The following is a 12,220-nucleotide window of genomic DNA, read 5'->3' as shown; positions in this document are numbered from 1 at the left end:
CGCTGCATAGTCAGGCCAGCAGGGCCTGAATCTGCGATTGCAGGGTTTCCATGGTGAACGGTTTGGCCAGGATCGGCGCTTTCAGCGCAATGGGGCTTCCGGAATCCAGAATTTCTGCCGGGTAGCCACTGATGAAAATGACCTTCAGCTCAGGCCGCAGCATCACGGCAGGCTCGGCTATCTGCACTCCCGAAACGCCACCCGGCAAGCGATAATCCGTAATCATCAGGTCGAGATGTGGCTTGGTAGCCAAAATCTCAAAGGCCTGCTCACCATTCTCGGCCTGCAGGACACGATACCCCTCACCCGCCAGATAATCGGCCAGCAACATCAGGATAAGAGGTTCGTCTTCGACGATTAGTACGACGTTTTCTGCATCAGCGCTCATTGAACTGCCTTCGATCTTATAGATAGCTGCCATTACGACCACGGCATGCATAGGAGGTTGCGCCGACCTGCGATTAAACTTGATTGCCAGTGGCTATCATCCTCGGCAGCGTCTCATAAAGGGAGACAGATGCGGAAGGTCGAGCCCTTGCCCTCCTCGCTTTCCACTTCGATACGACCGCCATGAGCTATCACGATCTGTTCGGAAATAAACAGCCCAAGACCTAGCCCGGCAACCGCATGACCACTCGAAACCCTCTCGAATTGCTGGAAGATACGCTTCTGGTTTTCAGCCGTGATGCCGATCCCCTGGTCCCTGACCTCTATGAATGCCTCACTGCCACGGCTGCCGACATGAACTTCGATGGGCTTGCGCGCGCCGTAACGCAGGGCATTGGTCAATAGATTGGCAACCACCTGCTCGATGCGAAACTCGTCCCAGACCCCAATAACCGGCTCATCGGCAAACAGCGTGATGGACGAGCCGACAGAGGCAATCTGAGCGGCGAAGCTTTCCAGCAACTGATTCAGCAGCTCGCTCAGGTCAAATGCGCTGGGCCTTATGGAAAGTTTCCCGGTACGGATGCGCGAGACGTCGAGCATGTCTTCTATCAGGCGGATAAGACTTTGAATCTGTCGTTCGTCGCGATCCACCATCCCGCGCAGTTTTTCCATGGTGAAGGCCGCTTCGTTATCCTTGGCCAGATGCAGCTTGCGCAGCTGGGTTTCGAGAATCAGCCCGTTGAGCGGCGTACGTACCTCGTGGGAGACGATCGACATGAAGTCGTCACGCATACGGATGGCATGTTCCAGTTCGCCCTGTGTCGCTTGCAGACGCTTGAGCAGCGCTTCCTGCTCCTGTCGGCTGCGCTCGAGTTCTTCGACCTGCAGCTTTACGGCTTTGCGCTGCCGGTACAAATCAACGAATACGTTGACCTTGCTCTTGACCGCATGAATATCCAGTGGCTTGTGCAGAAAGTCCACGGCACCGCTCTCATACCCCTTGAAGGCATAATTCAGCTCACGACCGGCCGCACTGACAAACACGATTGGAATGTTTTTAGTCTTTTCGGTGCTGCGCATCATTTCGGCCAACTCGAATCCGTTCATGCCAGGCATCTGAACATCCAGGATCGCCAGAGCAAACTCGTGTTGCAGCAGCAGTGACAACGCTTCATCTGCCGACAACGCCTTGTACACCTCTCTGTCCCCACGCTTGATCAGCGCTTCAAGGGCAAGCAGGTTTTCCGGCAAATCGTCGACGATGAGCAGTTTTGCCTGAATTTCACTTAACATGCGGTATTTTCCAGCTCGACCAGCAAGCGACCGATATCGGTCAGGGAGAGAAGATAATCCGGCTGATGCAACGCCAGGGCTGCTTCGGGCATGGTAGATGCCTGAGCCTGCAAAGGATCCTGAATCACCGTGAAACCACCATAGTTCTTGATCTGCATCAAACCTCGCGCACCGTCGCTGTTGGCGCCTGTCAGCAAGATACCCGCCAGCTTCGAGTCATAGGCATCAGCTGCCGAACTGAACAGAATGTCGATACTGGGCCTTGAATAAAACACCCGATCCTCCTGGCTCAATGACAGAGAGCGATCGGACTCTACTGAGAGGTGATACCCCGAAGGCGCGAAATACAGCGTGCCCGGTACGATATTCTCTTTGTCATCAGCTTCCTTGACCGGGATCGACAGACGATTCTGAAAGACTTCGGCCAACTGGCTGCGACGGTCATCAGGCACATGCAGTACCGTCAGAATCGGCAGACTGAAACCCGGCCGCAGCCCACTGAATATTTTCAGCAGCGCCTCCACACCACCTGCAGACGCACCCACAACAATGGCATCGACAATCGGCAGATCGCCAGGAGACGAAACTTCAGCAAACGTGGCTTTCATAATTTTCGGTAAATGCGCTCCGGTTTTACCAACGTCTCGAATGCGTCTCCATAGGCGGAGAAATCCACGGTTTCCTTACTGCCAAGCGCCAGAAAGCCGCGATGACACAACGATTCATGAAACAACCCAAGCGCTCGATCCTGCAACTTTTTATTGAAGTAAATCAGCACGTTACGGCAGGATATGAACTGGGTTTCGGAGAATACACTATCTGTCGCCAGACTGTGATCGGCAAACGTCACGTTCTCGCACAGGGTTTTATCAAATATCACATGATCGTAAGCCGACGTGTAGTAATCGGCGAACTGACGTTGCCCACCTGAGCGGCGATAGTTCTCGGTGTAATCGCGCAGGTTGTCCATGGAGAAAATACCCTGCTTGGCCTTTTCCAGAGAAGTCGGGTTGATGTCGGTCGCATAGATAATAGTCCGGTCCAGCAACCCTTCCTCGCGCAACAGAATAGCCGTCGAATAGACTTCTTCGCCGGTGCTGCAACCGGCTATCCATACTTTGATCGACGGATAAGTGCGCAAGACAGGTACAACTTCTTTGCGAATGGCCAGAAAGTGCAACGGATCACGAAACATCTCGCTCACAGGAATAGTGAGTATCTGCAACAACTGCATGAACGCGGCGGGTTCGTGCAGCACACGTTCCTGCAGGGCGGAAATAGTTGCGCAATCAAAGTGGCGCAACGCATGAATCACGCGACGCTTGACCGACGCGCCTGAATAATCGCGAAAATCATAGCTGTATTTAAGGTAGATCGCCTCGATCAGCAGGCGCACCTCGATCTCCGCGTTTCGGTCAAGTTGCATGATGCCGCCCACAGCGGTCGTCAAGGCTGAGCATTTGGCGTGCACTCACTCAGATGCGCTCCATCTTCGGCAACCAGACGCGAATCAGCGAGAATAGCCGATCCAGATCAATAGGTTTGGCCAGGTAGTCATTGGAACCCGCCTGCAGGCAACGTTCCTGGTCATCTTTCATGGCTTTTGCCGTAACAGCGATGATCGGCAGTTTGCGCCAGCGCGGGTCCTTGCGAATCTCGATGGTTGCTTCGTAACCGTCCATTTCCGGCATCATCACGTCCATCAGCACCAGATCAATGTCCTCGACTTCATTAAGGCGAGCAATCGCTTCCAGGCCATTACGAGCGATTTCCACCACAGCACCCTTGTGCTCCAGCGCACTGGTCAGGGCAAAGATGTTTCGCACGTCGTCATCGACCACCAGGATCTTGCGCGCCTCGAATACCTTGTCACGACTGCGTGCTGTCTTGAGCATTTTCTGACGCTCACTGGACAGTTGCGACTCGACCTTGTGCAGGAACAGCGTGACCTCGTCGAGCAGCCGCTCCGGTGAGCGTGCGCCCTTGATGATGATCGAGCGCGAGTACTTCATCAGCTCGGCTTCTTCATCACGCGTCATGTTGCGCCCGGTGTAGACGATCACCGGGGGGAAGGAACGAATGTCTTCGGTGGACATGCGCTTGAGCAATTCATTGCCAAGCATGTCAGGCAACTTCAAGTCGATGATCATGCAGTCATAAACATGCTCACGCAGCAGATCCAGGGCCTCCTGAGCGAACCCTACAGCAGTGATTTCAATGTCATCGTCACCGATCAGACGCGCAATGCTGTCGCGCTGCAACGCGTCGTCCTCGACCAGCAGGATGCGTTTGACCTTCTGGGTCAGCTTGGCCTCAAGCTTGGCAAAGACGTCCTTGAGCTCTTCACGGGTCGTCGGTTTGACGGCATAGCCTATCGCGCCCATGTGCAAAGCGGCCTCCTGGCGGTCCTCAACGGATATCACATGCACCGGAATATGACGCGTCGGCGCCAGTTCCTTGAGGCGTTGCAGCACCGTCAACCCGGAATGGTCTGGCAGGCGCATGTCCAGCAGGATCGCATCGGGCGTATACCGTGCGGCCAGGTTGAAACCGTCGTCCGCAGCATGCGCAACCAGGCAGTCGTAACCGAGCTCGTGGGCCAGATCGAAGAGGATCTGCGCGAAACGTACTTCATCTTCGATAACCAGTATGCAGCGACGCTCGAATGGCGCTTTGTCACGGTCATCGTCAAACACAGCCACGGGTATCTCCACCGGCACAGGCTGCGCAACGACAGGCGCAGCAATCACCGGCAGAGGCGGCACGGAAGTCGAGGCAGCAATGACAGGATCGCTTCCCGACGGCTGAGGGCCTTGTTCGAGGTATTGCTCGGGCAGCACCAGCGTAAAGATGCTGCCCTGCCCAGGCGCGCTGGTCACGCTGATCGACCCACCCAACAGCGCTGCCAGATCGCGGGAAATCGACAAGCCCAGCCCGGTGCCGCCATAGCGGCGGTTGGTGGTGCCGTCGGCCTGGCGGAATGCTTCGAAAATCCCCTGCTGATGCTCCTCGGCGATCCCGATACCGGAATCTCGCACAGAGAACACGATCCCTGCGCCCGGCTGGCGCGAAACGACCATGCTGACGGCGCCGGCCTCGGTGAATTTGATGGCATTGGACAGCAGGTTCTTGAGGATCTGCTCGAGGCGCTGGCGATCAGTAAACAACATGGTCGGCGCACCCGCCTGGATGTCGACGGTAAACGCCAGTTTCTTCTCCGTCGCCAACGGCTGAAACATGTTGCGCAGCCCTTCCACCAGGCGCGACACACTGCTGTTTTCCGGACGCACTTCAAGCTTGCCGGCTTCAACCTTGGATATGTCCAGAATATCGTTGATCAGGTTCAGCAGATCGTTACCCGCCGAATAGATCGATTCGGCAAACTTGACCTGTTCTGCAGTCAGGTTCTCGCTCGGGTTCTCGGCCAGCAATTTGGCAAGAATCAGCGAACTGTTGAGCGGCGTGCGCAGCTCGTGGGACATGTTGGCAAGGAACTCGGACTTGTACTTGCTGGAACGCTGCAACTCGTCAGCCCTGGCCTGCAACTCGGCCTGGGCGATATTCAGCTCTTCATTATTCCGGTCCAGGGCGTCACGCTGATCGGACAGCGCCTGGCTCTGCTCGGCCAGTTGTTCGTTGGTCTGCTCCAGTTCGGCCTGCTGGGTTTCCAGGTGAGCCTGGGACTCTTTGAGAATGCGTGATTGCTCTTCAAGCTCTTCGTTGGCGGTGCGCAGTTCTTCTTGCTGCACTTGCAGCTCTTCATTGAGCTGCTGGGTTTCAGCCAGTACTTCCTGCAGGCGCTGACGGTAGCGAGCCGCTTCGATCGAAGTGCCGATGTTGTCCGACACCAATTCGAGAAACTCGACATCCCGTTCGGTCAGAGGGCGCAGGAAACCCAGTTCTATAACGCCATTGACCTGATCGTCATTGCTGGTCGGTATAACCGCTACCGCACGCGGCGAACCTTCGCCCAGGCCAGAGGCGACCTTGAAATAATCGTCCGGTAATTCATTCAGCGTGATGATCCGGCCCTGTCGGGCGGCTTGCCCAACGATCCCTTCGTCGCTGTGGATGGTCTGGTTGCGCTCTTCCTGCTCACGCGAAAAACCATACGCAGCCACCCGGGTCAGGCCTCCGTGATCCTGCCTGATGTATACCGCAGCAACCGAAGCGCCCAGAAAATGGGTCAGAAACTGCAGAATATTCCGGCCCAGCATGTTCAGCGTCAGTTGCCCCAGCACTTGCTCGGCCAGCTCGCTTTGGCCGTTGCGCAACCAGGCAACTTTCTGCAAGCGCTCGGAATTGAGTTCCTGCAGCCTGAGGTTTTCGCTGTAGGTGGTCGAGAGCGACAGCAAGTCACGGCGGCCTATATAGGCGAGAATCGCACTGACAATGACCACGAAGATCAGGTACAGAACCACTGAAAGAATGGTACTGCGCGTGACCTCGGCATTGCGGGTCAGGCGAAGCTGCTGTTCCATCTCCACTGCCTGGTCGTACTCGGTACGGATCTGGTCAGTAATTCGCTTGCCACGTCCGGCCAGCACCGGCGTCTGGTAGTCGCCGTTGGTGCGCCGCAGATCGATCATGTCCTGCGCAAAAGCGTTCCATTCCTGCTGCAGGGTAGACAGACGCCGGAACCGGTCGAGTTGCGTGGGGTTGTCCTCTACCAGCGTCATCAGGCTGTCCAGCTCGGCCTGCAACAATGGCTTGGCCACCTCATAAGGATCGAGAAAATGCTGATCCCCGGTGAGCAGGAAGCCGCGCATGCCGGTTTCCATGTCTATCGATAGTTTCATGGAGCGATTGGTGTTGTTGATCACACGGTCGGTGTGTTCGACCCACTGTATGGCCGACAGCAGATAGCTGATCAGCAAAATGAAGAAGACAGCGCTCAGTACGCCAACACCCAATGGCAAACCAACGTTACGTCCCAGCAATTTACGAAAGCGCTGCTCATCAACGGCTGACGTCCTATTCATGAAATATCCCTGGCAAATGGATCAAAACCATAGAGTTTGCCGTAAAGCGGCAAAAAACACTCTTATTTCTGACACACAGGATTGAAATTTCTCTCATAAATCGGCGATAAGCTTGCGCACGCCTTGCACGTCTGACAATTGCACCGTGGATCAATGCCTTGAGCTCGAGTTTGCGTATGAATTGAACTTCACTCATTGTTTATTTACTGATGCATAGACTGTATTGCCAGCGGACAGACCGTGCTCAGGTATGCTGAGCACCAAAGCAGGATACAGATCACTCCTGCAACGTCTGTTCTGCCATTTTTTCAGCTTTCTTTATTAAGGAGTCAACCATGCCGGACACAGGCAGCACCATTCTCGTTGTCGAGGACGACGCCATTGTGCGCATGCTGATTGTCGATGTGCTCGAAGAGCTGAATTACAAGGTGCTGGTGGCAGAAAATGCCGAATCCGCCCTTACCATTGCCACCTTGGAAAATAATCACATCGACCTGCTGATGACAGACCAAGGGCTGCCTGACATGAAAGGCACGGTGCTGGCGAAAAAGATCGTCGAACTGCGCCCCGCGTTGCCCGTTTTGTTTGCCAGCGGCTATTCCGAGAATATCGACGTCCCGCCGGGCATGCACTCGATTGGCAAGCCATTCTCCATCGATCAGTTGCGTGACAAGGTAAAAAGCATTCTTGTCTGATATCAACGTTATTACTCATCGTGACGACGCAAACGGCGTAACCCGCTTATTGATCATCGGCTACGTCTGGCCAGAGCCCCGCTCGTCGGCAGCCAGCGGGCACATGATGCAATTGATCCAGTGTTTTCTCGAACAGGGCTGGCAGATCACCTTTGCCAGCCCGGCCACTGAAGGCGAACACCGCGCCGATCTGGTCAGCCTGGGCATTCGTGAAGTTCACATAGAACTCAACAGCAGCAGCTTTGATGTCTTTGTCGGCGAATTACAGCCAAACATTGTGCTGTTTGACCAGTTCATGATCGAGGAACAGTTTGGCTGGCGCGTCGAGCAGCAATGCCCGGACGCCCTGCGCATTCTTGAAACTTCGGACTTTCAGAGCCTGCGCCACGCCAGGCATCAGATGATCAAGGATGCACCCGACAATCTGCGCGATGTCTTTGAACACTCGCACAGCAAGCTTTTCCCGCTGATTGCTGCGACTGATCTGGCGCAGCGCGAGGTCGCCTCGCTGTTCCGCTGCGACTTGAACCTGATGACATCAGACGTCGAGATTGAGCTGCTGACCAGCGAGTTCGGAGTGCCCGCTTCGCTGCTGCACTGGTGCCCACTGATGATCGATGGCGTACCGGACGGCTTCAGGCCCTTCGCCGAGCGCGCGCACTTTCTCAGTATCGGCAACTTTCGGCATGCGCCTAACTGGGACGCCGTACTTTGGATGAAAACGGCGATCTGGCCGTTGATCCGACAACAATTGCCAGACGCGCAATTGCACATCTACGGCGCCTATACCCCACCCAAGGCAGCTGCCCTGCACAAGGCCGCGCAAGGTTTTCATGTGAAGCACTGGGCGGAGGATGCGCTCGACGTCATGTCCAATGCGCGCGTCTGCCTGGCGCCGTTGCGCTTTGGTGCCGGGATAAAGGGCAAGCTGATGGACGCCATGCTGTGCGGAACGCCATCAGTCACCACCCCGATTGGCGCCGAAGCCATGAGCGGAGGCTTGCCCTGGCCGGGACTGATTGCCGACAGCCCCGAAAGCATTGCGGCGGCTGCCGTCAGGCTTTATCAGGATCAGGAGCTCTGGCTTGAAGCACAAGACGCTGGTCGAACGCTGCTGCAGACGCGGTTTCAGCACCGGCCACATTGCGACAGCCTGGTAGCGCGCATCCTCGCCATGCTCGACCGCCTGCCAGCCCACCGCCTGGCAAACTTCACGGGCAGCATGCTTCGGCATCACCACCACAAGAGCACCAAATACATGGCGCAGTGGATCGAGGCCAAGAATCGGGTCAAGGACGAAAGCCCGACTCAGGCGCTGCCCGAAACGCCGGCCAGCGAAGGCCAGACTGGTTAAAAAGGTCGTTAACAGCTGAAGTGAGGCCTGGCCTGTTTTGCGCGGCGTTACTGAACGCCGCCCTTTACATATAGCCTGGTGTGGTATTTCTGAAACACCACACTAGGCCGGCTTGCGCAACAGATACGTGTCCATGATCCACCCCTTGCGCCCGCGCGCTTCGGCGCGTAGCCGCTGGATCTGCTCGCAGACCTCATCGAGCCTGCCCGCCACCAGTATCTCGTCATCCGTGCCCAGGTACGCGCCCCAGTAAATATCCAGGCCCTGCCCGATGTAACGTTCGAAGGTGCAATGCGCGTCCAGCATCACCACGACGTTGGCAGGTTGCGTCAGCGGGTCTGTGGCCAGGCGGCGCCCCGTGGTGATGTGAATCGGCTCGCCAATGCGATTGAGCGGTATCCGGTGTCTTGCCACCAGGCTCTGGACACTGGTTATACCGGGAATCACCTGATAATCGAACACAACGCGGCCCCGCGTCAGGACTCGGTCAAGGATACGCATGGTGCTGTCGTACAGGGACGGATCGCCCCAGACCAGAAACGCGCCGACCTGATCGTCACCCAGTTCATCGCTCAGCAATCGCTCGAACAGCGCGGCGCGTTGCTCATGCCACTGGTCCACTCCCCGCTCGTAGACCTGCGGATCGTTCTCGCGTCGAGGGTCCTGAACCTGAACCAACCGATAGCGCTGGTGGGTGATATAGCGTTGGCACAGCGCCTTTCGCAGCCGCAGCAGCTCATCGTCGGCATAGCCCTTGTCGAGAATGAAGATAACCTCGGCACGATTCAGCGCTGTAACCGCCTGCAGGGTGATCTGCTCGGGATCGCCAGCACCCATGCCGATTAGCAGGATCTGTTTCATCGAACGACGGCTCCAGTGTGGCAAATCATGTCAGAGGTGTGATCGTAGGCGATTTTTGGCAACGATCGGGCATGGAAGCAAAAAATCAGGCACATTACGGCTCTGGCAATTGCTGAACACGACCCAGCCATGAGTAAAACAACAAGAATCGCAGACCCCTCCTACGAATTGATGGACGACCACAACGGCCTGTCGATCATTTATCGCGAACACGGTTTCCCGTGCCCGCTGGTACGCTGGCACTTTCACAAGGAGTATGAGCTGCACTTGATTGTTGCCAGCTCCGGCAAAGTCTTCGTCGGCGATTACATCGGCAACTTCAACCCCGCGAGCCTGTTTCTGACCGGCCCCAACCTTCCGCACAACTGGATCAGCCAGATCGACGAGGGGCAGGTAGTGCCCAAACGCGACATGCTGGTCAACTTCACCGACGAACTCCTGGAAAGCGGCAACCAGGTATTTGCCGAGCTCAAGACCCTCAACCCGCTGCTGGATCGGGCACGCTACGGCATCGAATTTCGCTGCAAGCGCACAATTCGCCAAGCCATGAAGCAGATGCAGAAAATCGCCGACTCACGCGGTGTTACCCGCCTGGGGCACTTTTTCATACTGCTGGAGCTGCTTGCAGCCAGTGACGATTACCAACTGCTGTCAGGAACGGCCGTCGCCCATACCGCCGACGAACACAGCGTCGATCGCACCAACCGCGCAGTGGATTATATCTTTGCGCATTATGGCCGAGAACTGCCGCTGGAAGAGGTCGCCGAATACTTGGGGATGAAACCCACTTATTTTTCCAGAGTATTCAAACAGGCCACAGGGCGCAGTTTTGTAGAGTTCGTCAATCGCCTGCGTATCAGCAAGTCCTGCGAGTTGCTCGCCGATGGCGAAAAACCGGTTACTGATGTGTGCTTCGAGTCAGGCTTCAATAACATTTCCAACTTCAACAGACGCTTTCAACAGCTCAAAGGAATGACGCCGTCGCACTATCGCCGTCTCGCCGTTCAGCGCCTCACCGAACAAAACCTGTACTGATTCGCCCTGCTTTCGCCCACGTCGTCTAGGCTCCGATTGCGCCAACGCTTGCCGGAGGGCGGTTGAGGATTGAAGCCGTTGATCAGCTCAGTGCAAAAAAGTATCAGTCAGAGTGCTGCGCAGGATTTGTCTTTAAACCTGAACGCCGTTGTAATCAGTCCACATCTTCCTCACCTCCGGAAGAGAAAAAAACAATAACCGTCCTTCTGCCGCTCACCGAGCGTGGAAGAGGAGTGATCAATGAAGACCCCAGCAAAACTTCTGCTCGCCAGTTCCGTCCTCAGCACCTGCTTTGTGTTCAGCGGCGGCGCCACGGCCGGTGAAGTGACCATCGCTACCGTCAACAACAGCGACATGATCCGCATGCAACGCCTGTCCGGCGAATTCGAAAAGGCCCATCCGGATATCAAGCTCAAGTGGGTGGTACTTGAAGAAAACGTGCTGCGTCAGCGTCTGACCACAGACATCGCCACCAAAGGCGGCCAGTTCGATGTGTTGACCATCGGTATGTACGAAGCCTCACTCTGGGGGCAGAAAGGCTGGCTGCAGGAAATGAAAGACCTGCCTGCCAGCTATGCGCTGGACGATGTCTTCCCGTCAGTGCGCGACGGCCTGTCAGTGGACGGCAAACTGTTCGCACTGCCGTTCTACGCCGAAGCGTCGATCACCTACTACCGCAAGGACCTGTTCAAAGCCGCAGGCCTGACCATGCCTGAGCGCCCGACCTGGACCCAGATTGCCGAGTTTGCCGGCAAGCTGACCGACAAATCCAAGGAGCAGTATGGCCTCTGCCTGCGTGGCAAGGCTGGCTGGGGCGAGAACATGGCGCTGATCACTACTCTGGGCAACGCTTACGGCGCGCGCTGGTTTGATGAGCAGTGGAAACCGCAGTTCGACCAACCGGAATGGAAGGACGCTCTGAACTTCTACGTCAACACCATGAAACAATCTGGCCCGCCGGGCGCCTCGAGCAACGGCTTCAACGAAAACCTCGCGCTGTTCAACAGCGGCAAATGTGCAATCTGGGTCGATGCCAGCGTTGCCGGTTCGTTCGTGACCGACAAGAAGCAAAGCAAGGTAGCCGACGACGTTGGCTTCACCTATGCACCTCACGAAGTCACCGACAAGGGCTCGGCATGGCTGTACTCGTGGTCTCTGGCGATCCCGACCAGCGCCAAAAATACCGATGACGCGAAGACATTCACTCAGTGGGCAACATCGAAAGAGTACGCCAAGCTGGTTGCCGACACCGACGGCGTGTCCAATGTACCGCCAGGCACCCGAGCCTCGACCTACACTGACGAATACAAAAAAGCCGCGCCGTTTGCCAACATCACCCTGGAATCGCTGAAAGCAGCTGACCCCAAGTCACCGACGCTCAAATCTGTGCCTTACGTCGGCATCCAGTTGGTGACCATTCCTGAGTTCCAGGCAATCGGCACCAGTGTCGGCCAGCAATTCTCTGCCGCGCTGATCGGTCAGTCGACAGTGGACCAGGCGTTGAAAAATGCGCAGACCGCCACCGAGCGGGACATGAAACGAGCCGGTTACCCGAAGAAGTAATCGCCTTGCCTCAGGGTGAATGCCAACGCGTTCACCCTGAGGCTCAA

General features: G+C 56.3%; 10 protein-coding genes. 4 read left to right on the top strand and 6 right to left on the bottom strand.

The window, feature by feature from the left end; all coding sequences use genetic code 11:
• Positions 1-10 precede the first annotated feature (10 nt).
• The 5 genes from POR16_RS11640 to POR16_RS11620 form a co-directional block, all read right to left on the bottom strand.
• The gene (locus POR16_RS11640; protein WP_005892966.1) at positions 11-388 is read right to left on the bottom strand and encodes a response regulator; all 378 of its coding nucleotides are present in this window, start codon (positions 386-388) and stop codon (positions 11-13) included.
• A gap of 113 nt (positions 389-501) precedes the next feature.
• On the bottom strand, positions 502-1,683 hold the full coding sequence (locus tag POR16_RS11635) for a hybrid sensor histidine kinase/response regulator (RefSeq protein ID WP_024671469.1): 1,182 nt from the start codon (positions 1,681-1,683) through the stop codon (positions 502-504).
• Positions 1,677-2,291, bottom strand: coding sequence for a chemotaxis protein CheB (locus POR16_RS11630; RefSeq protein WP_005892972.1), 615 nt, complete (start codon positions 2,289-2,291; stop codon positions 1,677-1,679). Before POR16_RS11630 ends, POR16_RS11635 begins: the two co-directional genes overlap by 7 nt.
• Positions 2,288-3,109: a CheR family methyltransferase gene (locus tag POR16_RS11625; RefSeq protein ID WP_005892974.1), complete on the bottom strand. Its 822-nt coding sequence runs from the start codon at positions 3,107-3,109 to the stop codon at positions 2,288-2,290. The genes POR16_RS11630 and POR16_RS11625 overlap by 4 nt, the downstream gene beginning before the upstream one ends.
• A gap of 49 nt (positions 3,110-3,158) precedes the next feature.
• Entirely contained in the window at positions 3,159-6,665 is a 3,507-nt protein-coding gene (locus POR16_RS11620; RefSeq protein WP_024671467.1) for a response regulator, read from the bottom strand.
• A gap of 335 nt (positions 6,666-7,000) precedes the next feature.
• Between POR16_RS11620 and POR16_RS11615 the strand changes: the two genes are divergently transcribed.
• Together POR16_RS11615 and POR16_RS11610 are read left to right on the top strand one after the other, a co-directional pair.
• Entirely contained in the window at positions 7,001-7,360 is a 360-nt protein-coding gene (locus tag POR16_RS11615) for a response regulator (protein ID WP_005892975.1), read from the top strand.
• Entirely contained in the window at positions 7,353-8,714 is a 1,362-nt protein-coding gene (locus POR16_RS11610) for a glycosyltransferase (RefSeq protein ID WP_005892976.1), read from the top strand. The genes POR16_RS11615 and POR16_RS11610 overlap by 8 nt, the downstream gene beginning before the upstream one ends.
• Before the next feature lie 102 nt (positions 8,715-8,816).
• Here POR16_RS11610 and cobF read toward each other — a convergent pair whose 3' ends face one another.
• Complete coding sequence (cobF, locus tag POR16_RS11605) at positions 8,817-9,575, bottom strand: precorrin-6A synthase (deacetylating) (protein ID WP_005892977.1); 759 nt, start codon at positions 9,573-9,575, stop codon at positions 8,817-8,819.
• A gap of 129 nt (positions 9,576-9,704) precedes the next feature.
• Here cobF and POR16_RS11600 point away from each other — a divergent pair, with 129 nt between their 5' ends.
• Positions 9,705-10,610: an AraC family transcriptional regulator gene (locus POR16_RS11600; protein ID WP_024671464.1), complete on the top strand. Its 906-nt coding sequence runs from the start codon at positions 9,705-9,707 to the stop codon at positions 10,608-10,610.
• 354 nt (positions 10,611-10,964) lie between these two features.
• Complete coding sequence (locus POR16_RS11595; protein WP_371906707.1) at positions 10,965-12,173, top strand: ABC transporter substrate-binding protein; 1,209 nt, start codon at positions 10,965-10,967, stop codon at positions 12,171-12,173.
• The last annotated feature ends 47 nt before the right edge of the window (positions 12,174-12,220 follow it).

This window comes from Pseudomonas coronafaciens pv. oryzae str. 1_6 (genome assembly GCF_000156995.2).
Taxonomy (GTDB): domain Bacteria; phylum Pseudomonadota; class Gammaproteobacteria; order Pseudomonadales; family Pseudomonadaceae; genus Aquipseudomonas; species Aquipseudomonas tremae.
Note: the sequence above shows the minus strand (reverse complement) of the source record. Positions and strands in the feature narration are given on the sequence as shown.

Bases quoted from the DNA above. Each gene is read 5' to 3' on its own strand.
- POR16_RS11600 (WP_024671464.1), top strand. From the start codon at position 9,705: ATGAGTAAAACAACAAGAATCGCAGACCCCTCCTACGAATTGATGGAC.
- cobF (WP_005892977.1), bottom strand. From the start codon at position 9,575: ATGAAACAGATCCTGCTAATCGGCATGGGTGCTGGCGATCCCGAGCAG.
- POR16_RS11635 (WP_024671469.1), bottom strand. From the start codon at position 1,683: ATGTTAAGTGAAATTCAGGCAAAACTGCTCATCGTCGACGATTTGCCG.
- POR16_RS11625 (WP_005892974.1), bottom strand. From the start codon at position 3,109: ATGCAACTTGACCGAAACGCGGAGATCGAGGTGCGCCTGCTGATCGAG.
- POR16_RS11615 (WP_005892975.1), top strand. From the start codon at position 7,001: ATGCCGGACACAGGCAGCACCATTCTCGTTGTCGAGGACGACGCCATT.
- POR16_RS11630 (WP_005892972.1), bottom strand. From the start codon at position 2,291: ATGAAAGCCACGTTTGCTGAAGTTTCGTCTCCTGGCGATCTGCCGATT.
- POR16_RS11640 (WP_005892966.1), bottom strand. From the start codon at position 388: ATGAGCGCTGATGCAGAAAACGTCGTACTAATCGTCGAAGACGAACCT.
- POR16_RS11620 (WP_024671467.1), bottom strand. From the start codon at position 6,665: ATGAATAGGACGTCAGCCGTTGATGAGCAGCGCTTTCGTAAATTGCTG.
- POR16_RS11595 (WP_371906707.1), top strand. From the start codon at position 10,965: ATGATCCGCATGCAACGCCTGTCCGGCGAATTCGAAAAGGCCCATCCG.